The 16,673-nt window shown below is 71.8% G+C and carries 14 protein-coding genes; 10 read left to right on the top strand and 4 right to left on the bottom strand.

Annotated features, from left to right (window positions below; genetic code table 11):
• Window positions 1-59 precede the first annotated feature (59 nt).
• Window positions 60-2,318 (top strand): glycosyl hydrolase family 95 catalytic domain-containing protein, encoded by a 2,259-nt coding sequence (locus tag YWW_RS33135; protein WP_051326320.1) that lies wholly within the window; start codon window positions 60-62, stop codon window positions 2,316-2,318.
• Between the two features lie 73 nt (window positions 2,319-2,391).
• Here YWW_RS33135 and YWW_RS0125570 read toward each other — a convergent pair whose 3' ends face one another.
• The 4 genes from YWW_RS0125570 to YWW_RS0125555 form a co-directional block, all read right to left on the bottom strand.
• Window positions 2,392-2,910 (bottom strand): hypothetical protein, encoded by a 519-nt coding sequence (locus YWW_RS0125570; protein WP_026932299.1) that lies wholly within the window; start codon window positions 2,908-2,910, stop codon window positions 2,392-2,394.
• A gap of 66 nt (window positions 2,911-2,976) precedes the next feature.
• Window positions 2,977-3,396: a hypothetical protein gene (locus tag YWW_RS0125565; protein ID WP_026932298.1), complete on the bottom strand. Its 420-nt coding sequence runs from the start codon at window positions 3,394-3,396 to the stop codon at window positions 2,977-2,979.
• A gap of 72 nt (window positions 3,397-3,468) precedes the next feature.
• Complete coding sequence (locus tag YWW_RS0125560; RefSeq protein ID WP_026932297.1) at window positions 3,469-3,852, bottom strand: hypothetical protein; 384 nt, start codon at window positions 3,850-3,852, stop codon at window positions 3,469-3,471.
• 213 nt (window positions 3,853-4,065) lie between these two features.
• On the bottom strand, window positions 4,066-5,076 hold the full coding sequence (locus YWW_RS0125555) for a hypothetical protein (RefSeq protein WP_026932296.1): 1,011 nt from the start codon (window positions 5,074-5,076) through the stop codon (window positions 4,066-4,068).
• A gap of 252 nt (window positions 5,077-5,328) precedes the next feature.
• On the opposite strand from YWW_RS0125555, the gene glnII reads away from it, so the two are divergent.
• The 9 genes from glnII to YWW_RS36585 all read left to right on the top strand — a co-directional run.
• Window positions 5,329-6,342, top strand: a complete 1,014-nt coding sequence (gene glnII, locus YWW_RS0125550; protein WP_026932295.1) for a glutamine synthetase — start codon at window positions 5,329-5,331, stop codon at window positions 6,340-6,342.
• Window positions 6,343-6,526: 184 nt separating this feature from the next.
• Entirely contained in the window at window positions 6,527-7,303 is a 777-nt protein-coding gene (locus YWW_RS0125545) for a DUF6270 domain-containing protein (RefSeq protein ID WP_026932294.1), read from the top strand.
• A gap of 125 nt (window positions 7,304-7,428) precedes the next feature.
• The gene (locus tag YWW_RS36365; RefSeq protein WP_026932293.1) at window positions 7,429-8,166 is read left to right on the top strand and encodes a DUF6270 domain-containing protein; all 738 of its coding nucleotides are present in this window, start codon (window positions 7,429-7,431) and stop codon (window positions 8,164-8,166) included.
• Window positions 8,167-8,282: 116 nt separating this feature from the next.
• Window positions 8,283-9,362, top strand: coding sequence for a class I SAM-dependent methyltransferase (locus YWW_RS34575; protein ID WP_051326319.1), 1,080 nt, complete (start codon window positions 8,283-8,285; stop codon window positions 9,360-9,362).
• 194 nt (window positions 9,363-9,556) lie between these two features.
• On the top strand, window positions 9,557-11,512 hold the full coding sequence (locus YWW_RS0125530) for a glycosyltransferase family A protein (protein ID WP_026932292.1): 1,956 nt from the start codon (window positions 9,557-9,559) through the stop codon (window positions 11,510-11,512).
• Window positions 11,513-11,532: 20 nt separating this feature from the next.
• Entirely contained in the window at window positions 11,533-13,125 is a 1,593-nt protein-coding gene (locus YWW_RS33125; protein ID WP_051326318.1) for a glycosyltransferase family protein, read from the top strand.
• Window positions 13,118-14,701: a glycosyltransferase family protein gene (locus YWW_RS33120; protein ID WP_155830409.1), complete on the top strand. Its 1,584-nt coding sequence runs from the start codon at window positions 13,118-13,120 to the stop codon at window positions 14,699-14,701. Before YWW_RS33125 ends, YWW_RS33120 begins: the two co-directional genes overlap by 8 nt.
• 2 nt (window positions 14,702-14,703) lie before the next feature.
• Entirely contained in the window at window positions 14,704-16,461 is a 1,758-nt protein-coding gene (locus YWW_RS0125515) for a glycosyltransferase (RefSeq protein ID WP_035705119.1), read from the top strand.
• On the top strand, window positions 16,412-16,673 hold a 262-nt coding region (locus YWW_RS36585), incomplete at its 3' end, for a hypothetical protein (protein WP_035705113.1). The genes YWW_RS0125515 and YWW_RS36585, both read left to right, overlap by 50 nt.

Below are 16,673 nucleotides of genomic sequence, written 5' to 3'. Positions count from 1 at the left end.
GAGCTCACGGGCGACACGCCAGTCGCAACCGGCCGTCTCCGGAGTGAAATCCTTGTCCCATGTCGGACGAGTTGAAACTGAGCTACGGCACCCCGCCCCGCGCCTGGCACGAGGGCCTGCCGATCGGCAACGGCCGCATCGGCGCGATGCTCGAGGGCGGGCGGATCACCCTCAACGAGGACGGGTTCTGGTCGGGCAGGGGCGATTGGAGCGTCCCCGAGGGCGTCGAAGGCGTCGCGGCCGAGGCCGCCGAGGCGGTGCGGCGCGGCGAGCTGTTCGCGGCCGATCAACTCGTGACGCGGCTCCAGGGCGAGAGCACGCAGGCCTACCAGCCGGCCGGAGCGCTGCTCGCCTCGCACTCGGACGACGGCGAGGGCGAGACGCGCGAACTGGATCTGCGCGACGGCGTCGCGAGGGTCGCGCGGGGCCGGGTGCGGCAAGAGGCGCTCGTCTCGGTCCGCTTCGGGGTCCTCGCGCTGCGCTGGAGCGCCGAGGAGGCCTTCGACCTCGCGCTCGACTTCGAATGGCCGCATCGGCACGGAACGAGCGAGGCCGACTTCGACGAGCTGTCGTTCACCGGTTTCGCGCCGGTCGGCGTCCGCGGCGGGACACCGGACTACTCGAGCACCGACGGCGTGCGCGCGCTCGCGCTCAACGCGCAGCTGCGCTGCGACGGCGAGGTGGCGCCGACCTCCCGCGGGCACCGCTTCACCGGCTGCCGCGAGGTCGTGGTGTTCCTCGCGATGCGCAGCACCGACGAGCCGGGCGCCGAACTCGAGGCCGTGCGGCGCGAGGCGCGCGGCGCGGCGGCGAACGGCTGGGAGACGGTCCTGCGGGACCACGTGGACGAGCACCGGCGCGTCATGGACCGGGTGCGGCTGGACCTCGGCGGCGCCGGCGCCGGAGAGCCGGTCGACCGGCGGCTCGAGCGCCGCGCCGCGGGCGGGGCGGACGAGCACCTGCCGGTGCTGGCCTTCCAGTTCGGCCGGTACCTGCTGGCGGCCTCCTCGCGGCCCGGCACGCAGGCGGCGAACCTCCAGGGCATCTGGAACGACCAGGTCACCCCGCCGTGGAACTGCGACTACACCACGAACATCAACGTCGAGATGAACTACTGGCCCGCCGAGACGTGCGCTCTCCCCGAGTTCCACGAGCCGATGTTCGACCTCGTCGACGACTTGGCGCGCACCGGCGCCGAGACCGCGCGGCGGCTCTACGGCGCGGGCGGCTGGTGCTGCCACCACAACACCGACTACTGGCGGCTGACGACGCCGTGCGACGGGCGCGCCTGCTGGCAGGCGTGGCCGATGGCGGGGCTGTGGCTGTGCATGCACATCGCCGAGCACTGGCGCTTCACGCGCGACGAGGAGTTCCTCGCCGACCGCTTCCCGGTGGTGCTCGGCGCGGCCCGGTTCGCGCTCGACAGGCTCAGTGAGAACGAGAGCGGCGAGCTCGTCACCAATCCCGCCACGAGCCCCGAGAACGAGTTCGTCACGCCCGAGGGGAACGCGGCCGTGGACGAGACGACGGCGATGGACGCGACGCTCGTGCGGGAGCTGTTCGAGTTCGTGCTCGAGGCCGCGGACGTGGTCGCCGAGACCGTCCACAATGAGCTCCTAGCGGTGGTCGCCGAGGTCCGCGAGGCGCTGCCGCGCCTGGCCGGGGTGCGGATCGGCTCGGACGGGCGGGTCCTGGAGTGGGCCCGCGAGCGCGAGGAGGCCGAGGTCCACCACCGGCACGTCTCGCACCTGTACGGGGCCTTCCCCGGTTCCTCGTTCGCCGACTCCCCCGAGCTGACCGAGGCGGCGAGGCGGAGCCTGGAGGCGCGCGGCGACGCGGGGACCGGCTGGTCGCTGGCGTGGAAGACCGCGCTGTGGGCGCGGCTGGGCGACGGGGACCGGGCGCACCGGCTGCTCGGGGAGTTCCTCACGCCGGTCGGCTTCCGCAAGTCCGACGCGGAGTACTCCGACGGGGGCGTCTACACCTCGCTGCTGTGCGCGCACCCGCCGTTCCAGATCGACGGGAACTTCGGCACCACCGCGGCGATCGCCGAGATGCTGGTGCAGTCGCACCGGACGGTCGACGGCGTGCCGGTGGTCGAGCTGCTGCCGGCGCTGCCGGGCGCCTGGCCGGACGGAGAGGTCTCGGGGCTGCGCGCCAGGGGCGCGGTGACGCTGCGCCGCCTGCGCTGGGAGGCGGGCTCGGTGGCCGAGCTGGAGCTCGAGGCCACCGCGCAGACGCGGGTGTGGCTGGCCGTGCCGGGGCGGGAGCCGCGGCCGCTGGCGCTGGGGGCCGGGGAGCGCTGGAGTCCGGAGTAGACACGGGGTTGGCCGGGAGTCCTGGCGGACCCCCGGCCGTCGGGTATGAACGGTATGCGGACGCGCTCGCCGTTCAGCAGTCGAACGCGTGCACCTCGGAGAGCACCGCGATGCCGCAGACGCTCCAGTTGAGGGCACCGCTCGTGTCGGCGTTCACCAGCGACACGCCGTTGCCGGGATCCATCGGCTGCCGCTCGGGAACCGAGTTGTCGCACGTGACGTCCTCGGTCGTGGAGCCCGCGGCCACGCCGCAGACCTCCCATCTCGCGAAGTCGCGCATGTCGACATTGGCCACTGTGGGCACTCCTCCGCCGGACGTCGGCGGCGCCTGCGGAGCCTGTGGCGTCTCGGGCAGCTCGACGCCGAAGGCTTCGGCGGTCGAGGGCTGCGCTCCGAAGACGCCCGCGCAGGCGGGGTCGACGACCGTTCCGGCGGATTCCGCTCCGCACACGGCCGGAAGCAGCGATGCGTTTCCGGTGTTCAGGTTCACCAGCGTCAGCCAGTCCGGCGTCGAGGCCGAAGCCGCCCCGCACGGGATGGCCGCCGCGGCGGCGGCCGCGGCCGAAGCCGCGACGATGGTCTTGTATCGCATTTCCTCTTTCGACCTCCCCTTCGGGTACGAGTGCTGACCGAGCGCGGGCGTTCCCGTTGCGCGGCGCTAGAAGTCGCCTTGGTCGACGCCCTTGTCGTGGTCGTGGCCGTGGCCGTGGCCGTCGTCCTCGTCGATGTGGTCGGCGTTGCCGCAGTTCTGGCCGAACGAGGTCGCCAGGACGTTCTGGCCGCAGACCTGCCAGTGGGCCAGGCTCGAGACGTCGCCGTTGACCAGCGACTGGTCGCCGGCCACGACGCCCGAGTTGGGTCCCTCGCCGATGTGGTCGCGGTTGTCGCAGTTCTGGTCGACCGACGTCGTCAGGACGTTCTGGCCGCAGACCTGCCAGTGCAGCGCGTCGGAGGCGTCCAGGTTGAGCAGTGACTGGTCGCCGGCCACGACGCCGGAGTTCTGCGCCATGGCCGGAGCGGCGGCGCCGAGCACGGCGAGACCGGCGGCGACCGCGGCGGCGGCAGTGGAGGTGCGCATGCTGTGGTTCCTTTCTCGAACGATGAGCGGGGCGGGCCGTGCGCCCGTCGAGGGCCGGCCCGCCCGACGGTCTTATTGGGCGTCGTCCGACACGTGGTCGTAGTTCAGGCACTGCTGCGCCAGCGACGGCGCGACGCCGATGTTCTGGCCGCAGATCTGCCAGTGGGCCAGGCTCGAGACGTCGCCGTTGACCAGCGAGCGGTCGCCCGCCAGGACGCCGGACTGCGGACCCTCCTCGCCGATGTGGTCGCGGTTGTCGCAGTTCTGCTCGAACGACGTGGTCAGGATGTTCTGACCGCAGATCTGCCAGTGGGCGGCGCTCGAGGCGTCCAGGTTGACCAGTGACTGGTCACCGGCGACGACGCCGGAGTTGCTGCCCAAAGCCATGGCGGGCGCGGCGGCGCCGAGCGCGGCGACGCCTGCGGCGGCGGCTGCGACGGTGAGAACCTTGCGCATGATGCTGTTCGTTTCCTTCTCGGTTGTGCGCCCGATGATTCGGGCGTCTTCGTTTGGATCCGGCCGGCCTCCGCTCGAAGGCGGCCGGTGCTGGCCTGACCGCGCGTCGACGCGCCGGACACCGCCGGGGTCGCGACCCCGGACGCTGCCACCGGTGGGAACGAAGAGCACTGCGAATGCACTGCGGCTCCCGCGCGTCGACGCGCGGAGGCGCTAATCTGGGGCGACGGACAGCTCGGCGGCGCGGTCCATTGGTCGCCCCAATCCCCTGTCCACCGCACGGTCGAACGACACCTGTTCGCCGTCGGTTGACGAGGAGACGTCGACAGCGGTCTGGCCGCTGTCCACACTGACACCGGTGCTCGAGCCAGTGGCTCCACCGGGGATGATCTTCAGGCCGGGCAGCGCGGGACCGTGGTCGGTCCACGGCTGCGAGACGTCCGCGCGCGACACGTGCCGCCAGGCGTCGTCCGGATCTGCCGGCTGCTCGCCCTGGGGGGCGGCAGCGCACTCGAAGGCGGCGGCCGACCGGTCGTCCGGCGTTCCGCTGAACGCCGCCGCCGCCTCGGTGGAGTCGGTGACCTGCTGAAGCGTGGTGAGGCTCGGTTGTCCTTGGCCGGTGGCGGGGACGCCCCCGGGTGGCGTCGCGTCGCTCGGCGGCACAAGGCCATCGGTCACCAGTCGCGCCAGTACGTCGACCTCATCGGTCGCGGGCGCGACAGTCTTGTAGACACCGGACACCGCCGGGGCTGGGCTCTGTACGACAGAGACCGTCTCCTTCAGCAGGGTTCCCAGCAGCGGTGTCACCACTTCAGCGGCACTGTCTCCCACAGACTCGCCGTTCGACGTGCCGGACGGCTCGTCGCTTCGCAGCACCGTTCGCACGGTGTCCACCTGCTCTTCCACCAGCGATTCCACCGGTTCGGTCAGACCCGACACCAGCCCCGGTGACGTCCCCTCGACCGCCGGCGCCCGATGTCCCTGCTGGTTGTGCGGGACCAGCCGCGCGACCAGGCGCGACGTGTCGGATACCTCTGCGGAGAGCGGATCTGTCACCGCGGCAAGGTCTGTCGCCTCGGTGGTCTCGTCCGATGCCCAAGCGGCGGTCGCCATGCCGAGGCCCCCGAGAAGCAGGGAGCCGAACACTGCGAACGCGACGCGGAGGAGGAGCCGGGGCACATCGAGGCGGCGAGCGATCTCGCAGCCGCGCATGATGATCCCCATGTCTCCCCCGTCGTCCTGAACCTGAGTGCGGGCGGTACCACCGCCCGCATCTAGAAGAACGAAACTGGTCGAATCAGGGATACGGGAGGATCAGGATTTTCTCGGTCTAATTTGGGTGATGAGGGCTCGCGAACGGCCGCGGGCCTCGGCGAATACCGGTTAACAGACTGTTTACACGTCATCAATGCAGGGGAAATTGCGTCTTGGGAGCTTGGCGGTGCATCCGCCGATCACGAGAGGGGCTCCCACCCGATGACCATCAAGGCCGAGTACATCTGGCTCGACGGCACCGAGCCGACCGCCAAGCTGCGTTCCAAGACCAAGGTCCTCGCCGACGGCGCGGAGCCGCCGATCTGGGGCTTCGACGGCTCCTCGACGAACCAGGCCGAGGGCGACTCCTCGGACTGCGTGCTCAGGCCGGTCAAGACGGTGCCGGACCCGATCAGGGGCGGCGACCACGTGCTGGTCCTGTGCGAGGTCCTCGACACCGACTTCACGCCCCACCCGAGCAACACGCGCGCGGCGACGGCCGGGGTGGCCGAGCGGTACGCCTCGCAGGAGGCCTGGTTCGGCATCGAGCAGGAGTACACCTTCATGGTCGGCTCCCGGCCGCTGGGCTTCCCCGAGGGCGGCTACCCGGCCCCGCAGGGCGGCTACTACTGCGGCGTGGGCGCCGACGAGATCTTCGGCCGCGAGATCGTCGAGCGGCACCTCGACAACTGCCTGGCCGCGGGGCTGCCGATCTCGGGCATCAACGCCGAGGTCATGCCGGGCCAGTGGGAGTTCCAGGTGGGGCCGGCCTCGGCCCTGGAGGTCTCGGACTCGCTGTGGCTGGCGCGCTGGCTGCTGTACCGGACCGCCGAGGAGTTCGGCGTCTCGGCGACGATCGACCCGAAGCCGGCCAAGGGCGACTGGAACGGCGCCGGCTGCCACACCAACTTCTCGACCAAGGCGATGCGTGAGGACTACGAGCCGGTCATCGCCGCCTGCGAGGCCCTGGGCGAGAAGGCCGAGGAGCACATCGAGGGCTACGGCGACGGCATCGACCAGCGCCTGACCGGCCAGCACGAGACGGCCCACTGGAGCCAGTTCTCCTACGGCGTCTCCGACCGCGGCGCCTCGATCCGCATCCCGTGGCAGGTCGAGAAGGACAAGAAGGGCTACCTCGAAGACCGCCGCCCGAACGCCAACTGCGACCCCTACGTCGTGACCCGCCTCATGGTCGACACGGTCTGCGGCGCTCTCGAGCGGAAAGGCCTGGTCTGAGCCGAAACCGCAGGTCTCCGTGCAAGTGGAGGGCCGCCGCGCTTCGCGCGGCGGCCCTCCACTTTGTCCAATTACGGCCGAACGCCCACATTCGGCGGTGTTCGTGGGCAATGGCCCTGATATAGTCGTCCGGGTCGTATGTTGAATAACTCTCGTTCCATCCGTGGCAGGAAGCGATTCGAGCATGACCCCCGAACCCTTGCGATACTCCGTGCTGGGCACCTGCGTCACCCGTGACGCCGGCGACGTCGGCCGCGCCCCGCTGGGCAGGCCCGTCAAGTACTACTCGCGCACCCGGATCCAGAGCGTCGTCTCGACGCCGACGCCGATCGACCCGGCCGAGATCACGACCGACAACATCTTCAACCGGCAGGTCATCCTCAACGACCACCGCAAGACCGCCGCGACGACGCTGCCGCGCCTCGACCACCCGATCGTGGTCGACCTCGGCGACGAGCGGCTCCCGCTGACCAACACCGGGCACGGCCTGGTGACCGCCACGCGCAGCTTCAAGCAGGACTTCCTCGGCCGCGAAGGCTACACGCGAGTGCCCGAGGACACCGAGCTGCGCGAGGACGGCCCCTTCGCCGAGGCGTGCCGCCGCTTCGCCGCGCTGCTGCGGCCGGACCAGCGGATCATCGTCCACCGGACGTTCTGGGCCACGCGCGAGGCCGACGGGAAGCCGGTCGGACGGATCGAGGAGTCCGAGCGGCACAACGCGTGGCTGGAGCCGGCCTACGAGCTGTTCATTCGCGCGCTCGGCCCGCGGGCGACCGTCATCGACATGCCCGAGGAGCTGCGCGTGCCCGACCCGAACAGCCGCTGGGGCCACGCGCCGGTCCACTTCATCGCGGAATACCACGAGTTCTTCGCCGCGAAGGTCCGCGCACTGCTCTCCGCGCCCGTGCCCGCGCAGCGCGCGGCCACGTCGACGCTCTACCGCTCGGCCGCGGCCGGCTAAGAACTCGACGGCGGGGCGGGCCGGGGCGACCCGGCGCGGCGCGGTGCGCGTTCGGACCAAGTGCCCCGCCTGTCGGCCTGACACCTTTCACGGGCGTGCCGCTCTCTTGGCAGGAGACCCAGCCGATGACGAACTCCTCCCCGACCTACTCCCTCATCGGATCCTGTGTCACCCGGGACGCCGGCGACGTCGGACGGGCTCCCCTGCCGGCACCGGTTCACTTCTTCTCCCGCACCCGGGTCCAGAGCCTCGTCTCGACACCGACCCCGATCGACCCGGACGAGATCCGGCTCGAGTCCGGCTTCCAGCGCAGAGTGGTGGCGCAAGACCACGACAAGACGGCCGCGCGGGTCCTGCCCACGATCGACCACCCCGTGGTCATCGATCTCATCGACGAGCGGGCACCGCTGGCTCACACCGGATTCGGCCTGGTGACGGCGACCGGTTACTTCAAGAAGGCCGGCTTCGCGAAGCGGAAGGGCCTCACTTCCGTCCCCGAGGACGCCGAACTCGCCGATGACGGCCCCTTCGCCGAGGCCTCCCGGCGGCTCGCGGCCCTCCTGCCGCAGCAGCCGGTCGTCGTCCACCGGGCGTACTGGGCGACCCACGACGCCGACGGGCGGGCCCTGGAGGATCGGGCGCGCGCCGAGGCGACCAACGCCTGGCTCGAACGGGCCTACGCGGTCCTGACGGCGTCGCTCGGTGAGCGGGCCCTCACCGTCCGGCCGAACCCGGCGCTGACGGTGGCCGACCCGGGGCACCGCTGGGGCGTGGCCCCGTTCCACTACGTCTCCGAGTACTACGACGAGCTCGCCGGGCAGGTCCGCGAACACATCGGTTCCGCCGCACCGGCACTGCGGTGAACGCTTCTTCCGAGCGCCGAGCGGCCGACCGGCGCCGATAGGATTCCCATTCGAACCCCTCTGGATCCGTACCCCGATCACTCCGACTCGATCCCCCGAGCGAGTTAGGCGAAGACATGAACCTTTCCAAACGGACCGCTGTCATCGCGACCGCGACCTGCGCGGCGGCCATGGCGGGCGGCTATGCCCTCGGCGGAGCGAACCTCGCCGCATATGCCCTGCTCTCCTCGGTGCTGACCCTCGCCGTCGCGAAGCTGTGGAGGCAGATCGACCGGGCCCAGCGGGAGCAGACCGCCGCGCGGGCCGCGATCGAGGAGCGGATCGCCACGCTGTCCAAACGCGTGTCCCAGGTCCGCAAGGACCAGGAGACCGGGCTGCGGGAGCTGTCCGCGCAGGTGGACCGGACCAGAAACCGCATCCGCCAGGTGCCCGCCGACACCCGGCGGCTCATGGCGGAGGACGACCGCACCGGTGAGCTGGTGCGGCGACTCGACGACGTCGCGGGGAAGGTGGAGGACCTGCCGAAGCAGACCCGGCTGCTGGTCCGCGAGTGGAGTCGGATCGTCTACAGCGAGCTGGAGGACCTCACCGCCCTCTACCGGGACATCGAGCCCGACCGAGCCCTGCCCGAGCTCCACGGCTGGGCCACCGGCGCCGATCTGGCGCGGTTCATCTACCAGCAGGTCGCCGTGCACGGGCGGAGCAACGTCCTCGAATGCGGCTCGGGCTCGACCACTGTCGTCCTCGCCTACGCCATGAGAGCGAGAGGCGGGGGGCGGGTGACCTCCCTGGAGCACGAGCCCCGGTTCGCCGAGGCCACCCGCGCGATGCTGCGCGAGCGGGGCCTCGGCGAATGGGCGGAGGTCGTCGATGCGCCGCTGACCGACGTGAAGCTCGGCGAGGACGTCTGCCGCTGGTACGACACGGCGCACCTCCCGGACGGGCCGATCGACCTGCTCCTGGTGGACGGCCCGCCCGCGTCCGTCGGCCCCGGCGCCCGTTACCCCGCCCTTCCGCTGCTGGCCGACCGCCTGTCGGAGGACGCGACCGTCCTCCTTGACGACACCCGCCGTCCCGACGAACGCGCCATAGGCGAGCGCTGGGCGAGCGAATTCGGCGAATTCGAACTCACCTCGCTCCCGCACGATCACGGGACCATGCTGCTCACCCGCCGGACGAGGCCGTCCGGCACCTGAGGAAACCGTCCACTTCGCTCTCATTTGAGCGTCGATGTCCGCCGTGCGGCGCCGGTCGCAGTCGGCCCGCCCACACCCTCTATCGCCAGGTCAGCACGCTCGCCACCGACGGATACAATCCCTTCACACTGATCGCCCGTGGCCCCCGCACTCTCGTCCTGGGCGGAAAAGCACGCCTCTACGAACGGAGAAGGATGAGCACGATCCCCAGCTCTCCGAGCCGCATCGACGGGATCCTGCCGCGCGTCGCCGCGCTCCCGAGCGGGACGCTGCTCGCGAACGCCCTGCGGTCGCGGTCCCGGCTCGGGCGGCGCCTGCTGGCGGCTCTCGCGCTGCCCGGCGACGAGGGGCGCGACTACGCGGGCCTCACGACGCGGGGCAGGGACGCCGAGCTCAACCTGGAGGCCTACGGCGACCTCGCCTACGCGCTCGCCGCGCAGCCCCTGGACGGCGGCGACCAGGTCGCCGCGCTGGCGATGTACGACCGGCTCGCCCGGATCCTCGGCTCGGCAGTGCCCGAACGCGACCAGATCGCGCACGTCCGGCTCGCGGCCCTGTTCGGCGACGAGCGGCGCGTCAAGACCCTGCGGCGGACCTACCCGGAGCTTCCCGAGGCCGTGGTCAGGGCCGCCGAGTTCGAGCTGCTGCGCTCGGCCGCCCCCGACCGGCCCGAGCGGTTCTTCCCCGCGTTCGGGGCGTTCGCGGGCTGGCGCGACGTGAAGCTGGCCGAGTCGGGGCCCGAGCCGAGCCTGCTGGGCCGGCTCGTCTCCGCCTCGTCCAAGACCGTCGAGGACGGCCCGCTGATCTCGGTGGTCATGACCGCCTACCGTCCGGGCCCCGAACTGCTGACGGCGGTCGGGTCGGTGCTGGCGCAGAGCTGGCGCAACCTCGAACTGCTCCTCGTCGACGACGCCTCCGGGCCCGAGTACACCCCGATCCTGGTCGAGGCCGCCGCGCTCGACGAACGCGTGCAGCTGCTGCGGCAGCGCGCCAACGGCGGCACCTACCGGGCGCGCAACCGGGCCCTGGGCATCGCCCAGGGGGACTTCGTCACCGGACTCGACTCCGACGACTGGGCCCACCCGCGCTGGCTCGAGAAGCAGGTCGCGCCGCTCCTGGCCGAGGCCGAGCTCGTCATGACCGTCGCCGAGGGCATCCGCTGCTCCGAGGACCTGGAGCTCGCGCTCACGCCGCAGATGCGCCTGACCGAGCCGCGCTCGACGTCGATCATGTACCGCGCCGCCGAGGTCAGGGCGAAGGTCGGCTTCTACGACACGGTGCTCAAATCCGGCGACACCGAGTTCAAACTGCGGATTCAGCGGAGCTTCGGCGCGCAGCGGGTCCGGATCCTTTCCGGCCGCAACCTGACGATCGTGCGCGAGCGGCCCGACTCGCTCTCCCACGGCGACGTCTCGGCCGAGTGGGTGCATCCGGCGCGGTTCGCCTACAGCTGTGCCTTCAAGCACTGGCACCAGCGACTCCAGCGCGGCAAGGCTCCGGCGTTCCTGCCCGCCTCCGCTCCCGAGCGGCCCTTCCCGGCCCCCCGCCAGCTGCTGGAGCGGGACGCCGTCCCCGACGCCTTCGACCTGGTCTGCGCCGCCGACTGGCGCAGAGCCGGCTCCGCGCAGCAGGAGCTGCTCGACCGGGCGGCCGAGGCCGCCGCGGGCGGGGCGAGCGTGGCGCTCGTCCACTACGCGGATTGGGAGGCCCTGGGGAACAACCTGGTCAGGATCGCCCCCGATGTGCTGGCGACGGCCGCCGCGCACGGCCTCGAGTTCGTCGACCCCGAGACCGTCCGCGCCGACGAACTCGTGGTGCTCGGCGAATCGGTGCTGGCGGGTCTGAGCGAGGACTTCGCCGCGCTGCGCGCCGAGCGGATCGACACGGTGCCCGATCCGCAGGCGGTCGCGACGGCGCCGTCCGCACCGGCCCGGACGGGCCGGCCGCGCCTCGGACCGAAGCGCCTGGCGCTGGCGGCTTTGGCGGTGTGCGCCGTCCTGGCCGGCCTCGGCGTCGGCCTGGCGCGGGCGGACACGCTCGCGGCGGCCTCGGTGCCGGTCCTCGCCGGGCTCGCGGCGGCCGCTTCCATCGGGGCGCTGCCTGCCGGTGCCTCGCTGGCGCGGACACGGCGACTCCTCCAGACCAAGTGACGGGCGGACCGACTACTCCAATGGCGAAACAGCAGATCAAGAAGCAGTGGAACCGCCTACGCCGGCTCGGCGCCGTCCCGGCGCTGGCCGGGTTCGCCGCGGCGGTGCTCGCGGCGGCGCTGATCGAGGACGCCGCCGTCGCGCTGGCCGTGGTCGCCGCCGTCCTCGTCCTCGAGCTCGGCTTCGTGACCGTGCTGCTGACGCGGCTGCTGCGGGGCCTGCGCGAAGCGGCGGTCATGCCCCGCGCCGCCGTCCCGGTCCGGGAGGCCGACCCGCGCGGCGGCCTCGAGCCACTGCCCAAACGCAAGCTCCGGCCGCTGCGCCGGTGGACGTCGCGCCTGGAGAACGGCTTCGCCGCCTCCGCCCTGCCGACCATGTACAAGGTCGCCGACAGCAGGTCGGAGCTGCCCGTCTACAAGCTCGCGATGCTCGAAGCGGTGGTCTCCTGGCGCGAACGGCGGCGGAACACCCGCTCCGAGGGCGCGCGCCTGCGGCTCGACGTGGTCCTGGTGTCCAACCTGAACCTCCTGGGCGGCACCAACGCCTCCAACGTGGAGGAGGTCAAGGCCTACCGGCGCGCGGGCCTGACGGTCGGGCTGCTCCACCACCCGGTCTACGAGTGGAACGTCGGCCGGGAGATCAACCCGAGGGTCATCGATCTCCTCGACGACGAGGGGGTGGTCATGCTCACCCCGAGGCACGAGGTCGAATGCGAGCTGATGATCGTGCGCTTCCCTCCGGCGCTGATGCGGCCGCTGGACGAGCGGCCCGACATCACTCCGGCCCGGACGGTCCTGCTGATCAACCAGACCCCGTTCGAGTCCTACGGCCCCACCGGGGGGCGCCACTTCTCGTGGGACGTCGCCACCGTCCAGCGGAACCTCACCGAGTGGGTCGGCGAGAGCACCTGGTACACGATCGGCCCGTCCGTGCGCGAGGCGCTCGAGCGGTACCACCGCGAGGAGCTGGAAGGCGTCGACATCGCCGACGAGCACTGGTTCGGCTCGCTCGACCCCGACGTGTGGCGGCGCGAGGGCCGCCGCGAGAGCGACGGCGTGATCCGCATCGGCCGGCATTCGCGCGACCACATGCTCAAGTGGCAGACGATCGCCGAAGACCTGCGGGCCTGCTACCCGGACGCCGACGACATCGAGATCCACGTGCTCGGCGGCGCCGAGGCCCCCCGCCGGGTGCTGGGGCGGTTGCCGGACAACTGGACGGAGTACCCGTTCGGCTCGATGCCGGCCCCGGAGTTCCTGCACACCCTCGACGTGGCCGTCTACTTCACCGCCGAGGAGTACGTGGAGGCCTTCGGCCGCTCCCCCATGGAGGCCATGGCCGCGGGTCTCCCCTGCGTGATGCCGCCGCGCTTCGAGCCGCTGTTCGGCGACGGCGGCCTCTACTGCGAACCTGAGGAGGTCGAGTCGACGGTGCGGCGGCTGATGGAGGATCCCGAGTTCTACCGGCGGCAGTCCGAGCGCTCGCTCGCCGCCGTCAGAGAGCACTTCTCGCACGAGGCGCTGCTGCGGCGGGTCGCGAAGCTGGGTGTGCGGGGACCGGGCGTCCCGATACCCGCCGGAAGCGTTGCGGAGAGCGGTGAACGGCGTGGCTGACGGGCGACGGAACTCCCAGGGCCGCACCGAGCGGGCGGTGCTGCTCGGCGCGTCGTCAGGGGCGCTGGCGGCCGCCTGCGCCGCGCTGCTGCTGCCGACGCCGCTCGCGCTCACGGTCGTCGCCGTGATCGCGGTGGCCGAGGCGGTCGGGATCGGAGTGCTGCTCGTCGCGGTGTCGCGCCGCGCCGCGAACGTGCGCGTGCGCGAGGCGCTCACACGCGCGGCCGCGCCGCCCGTCCTCGAACCGGCGGCCCCGGCGGAGGACGGACTCCTCGAAGCGCGGATGCGCCACCACGACAAGTGGAAGGCGCGCCTGTACAACGGTTTCTCGGCGACGGCGCTCGAGCCGCTGCTGCGCTCGGCCCGCAATCCCAGGGAACTGCCCGAGTACCGCTTCCAGGTGCTCAGGACGCTGGACGAGTGGTTCCAGGCCGAAGAGCGGGCCCACGAGGCCCGCGTCGAGCTGTCGGTGGACGTGCTGATCGTGTCCCACTTCGGGCTGCCCGGCGGCAACACCTCGGCCAACGTCGCCGACATCACCGCGCTCACCGGCGCGGGCCTGCGGATCGGACTGCTGCACCACCCGGTCTACCGGTGGGACGTGGCGACGCCGCTCAACCCGAAGATCGCCGAACTGATCGACGACGACCGGGTCGTGCCGGTCTCCGTCCACGACACGGTGCGGGCCGAGCTCACCGTCGTCCGGCTGCCCACGATCATGGAGCGCCTGATGGAGGACCTCCCGCGGATCGAGACCGGCCGCACCGTGCTGCTGGTGAACCAGACGCCGTTCACGTTCTACGGCGAGGACGGAGGCAGCCGCGAGCAGTGGAGCGTGCGGGGCGTCCACGAGACGATCCGGGGCTGGCTCGGCGACCACACCTGGTACCTGATCGGCCCGGAGGTGCGCGCGACGCTCGAACGACACCACGGCCACGAGCTCGACGGCCTCGACATCGCCGACGAGTACTGGTACGAGATCATCGACGCCGCCGACTGGGTCCGGCCCGAGCGGCGCCCCGAGTCCCGCCCCATCCGCATCGGACGCCACGCCCGCGACGCCCCGCTGAAGTGGCCCGAGACCCCCGAGAAGCTCCTGGCCTGCTACCCGGACGACCCCGAGTTCGAGGTGTACTCGCTCGGCGGCGCCGAGACGCCCCGCGAGATGCTGGGGTCGCTCCCCGGCAACTGGGTCGACCATCCGTTCGGCTCGATGACGGCGCGCGAGTTCCTGCGCGAGCTCGACGTGATGGTCTACTTCATCGCGGGCGAGGCCGTCGAGGCGTTCGGCCGCTCCCCGCTGGAGGCCATGGCGGTCGGGGTGCCGTGCGTCATGGACCCTCGGTTCGAGCCGCTCTTCGGCGACGGCGCTCTCTACTGCGCGCCTGACGAGGTCGCGGGCGTCATCCGGAAACTGGTCGACGAACCCGGCGCCTACGAGGCCCAGGTGGCCAAGGGCTTCGCGAAGATCGAGGAGTCCTTCTCCCCACGGGCGCTGGTCGGCCTGGTGCGGCGGCTGGGCGTCGACGCGCGGCGAACTCCGGTCTCAGGCCCTCCCGGCGACGGAACGGAGTGACCATGCCGACCACCGCGAAGCTCCGGAGCGGCTCGGGCCGGGCGTGGCTGCGCTTCTGGCAGGCCGCCGCGGTTCTCACCGCCGCGGCCTGGTCCGTCCTCGCGCCGTACGGCCGCTGGATCGCCGTGGCCTGCCTCGCCGTACTCGTCCTGGCGCTCGCGGCGGAACCGCTGCTGCGGCGCCCTCGGGTGAGGCCCGAGGCGGAGCCCGCATCCCGGGAGGCGGCCGAGGCCGAGTCGGCGCCGGAGCCCGTCGCCGACGTTCCGGCGGCCGGACGGACTCCGACGCCGGTGCTGACGCCGGCCTGGGAGGAGCACACCGGCAACCGGAAGGTCCTCCACGTCATCGCCACCCGCCACGGCATCGGCGTCTTCGACGAGCACTGGTTCGCCTACCGCCAGCACCTGCTGGAGAACATCACCGTCCCCTCACTCGACGCCCAGACCCGGCAGGACTTCGTATGGCTGGTCGGGATCGATCGCGACATGCCTCCGATCGCCCGCGAACGGCTCGACGAGCTCGCCGCGACCCGCCCGTACGTCCGACTGCTGGAGCTCGAACTGAAGAACGACTTCCGGGACGCGGTCGCCAAATGGGCCGTCAAACGGGCCCCGAGGCGGGAGGCCGACTGGGTTCTGACCACCCGCTTGGACGACGACGACGCCTTCGACACCGGCCTGGTGGAGCGCCTGCGCGCCGAGGCCGGGAGCTTCCTGAGCCGGGGGGAACGCCGGCCGGCGCTGTTCGCGCCCGTCCTCGGCTGCAACTGGGTCCCGAGCAGGACGGCCGGGCACCGGACCTTCCGCCCCGGCCCCTCGATCGGCCTGAGCCTGCTCCTGCCCGCCGGCGACCGCCGCTCGGTCTACCACTGGAACCACATGAGGGTCAACAAGGAGCTGGCCGCCGCCGGAGCCTATGTCAAGTGCTTCGACGACGACACCCTCTGGTGGCTGTACGCGAACACCACGCTCTCGGACCAGCAGGGCGCGCAGACCGACCGAAGGGCCAGGGCCGTGGAGCATCCGAACGTCTTCGACCTCGACGAGGACCTCCTCGGCCGATTCGGGATCTCCGCCGAGTCGGCCGAGCGGCTGCGCTCGGTGCCCGAGCCAGATCCGGTCGACACCACCTACTACCTGACCAACCGCGGCCTGGACGTCGAACGCGAGATCGCCGCGCTGCGCAGGTCCCTCAGCAGGGAGGACCACGACGAGACCGAAGCCGAGGCGATCAAGGCCCGCATGGCCGAGCTCCACGCCGAGCGCCGCCGCATGCACGAGCACATCGTCAAGCCGCCCGTGGACGCCCCGGCCCGCCACCACAGCCCGGACTCGGGGGGCCGTTTGCCGACTGCGGGTACGTTAGAATGGCTCACCGCGCGGCCCCCTGGGAAACTCGCATCCTTACAGCGCCTTGACGCGTGGATTCTTTGGAGCACCATCGGCTCGGCGACGAGCGGGAGCGGTGCTCCGGCGATGCCCGGTGGCACGTCCGGCGGGCGGCGGCGCCGGGAGGTCGAGTGCCACCTCCCACTGAAATCGACGATAAGGACCCACTTCCTCGATGTCCCTGAACGCGATGTCCGCAGAGCCCACTGCGACCGCCTACGACCCTCACCTGGGCGCGGTGGTCGACGCCATGGAGGCGAGCGGTCCCATCGTCGCCTTCCACACCGCGCTGCGGACCCGCTCGGTCCTCGCCGAACGGGCCGTGGCCCGCCTCGCCTCCCCCGAGCTCGGCGTCGAGGAGCTGCTCGATGAGGCCGGGGACACCGCGGCCGCGGTCGACACCGGGTTCCTGTGCGCGCTGGCGGGCCTGATGTACTCCAAGGCCCGCTACGAGGACGCCTTCGCGCTGTACGCCCTGGCCGAGCGGCGCGGCGCCGCCATGGCGCCGGAGCATCAGAAGTGGTACGTCCGCAGCGCCCTGCACACCGGCCAGGACCTCGCCGGGCCGCTGGAGCGGCTGACCG

It is taken from the genome of Glycomyces tenuis DSM 44171 (assembly GCF_000427885.1).
Lineage (GTDB): Bacteria > Actinomycetota > Actinomycetes > Mycobacteriales > Micromonosporaceae > Glycomyces > Glycomyces tenuis.
This window is presented reverse-complemented; position numbering and strand designations above follow the sequence as displayed.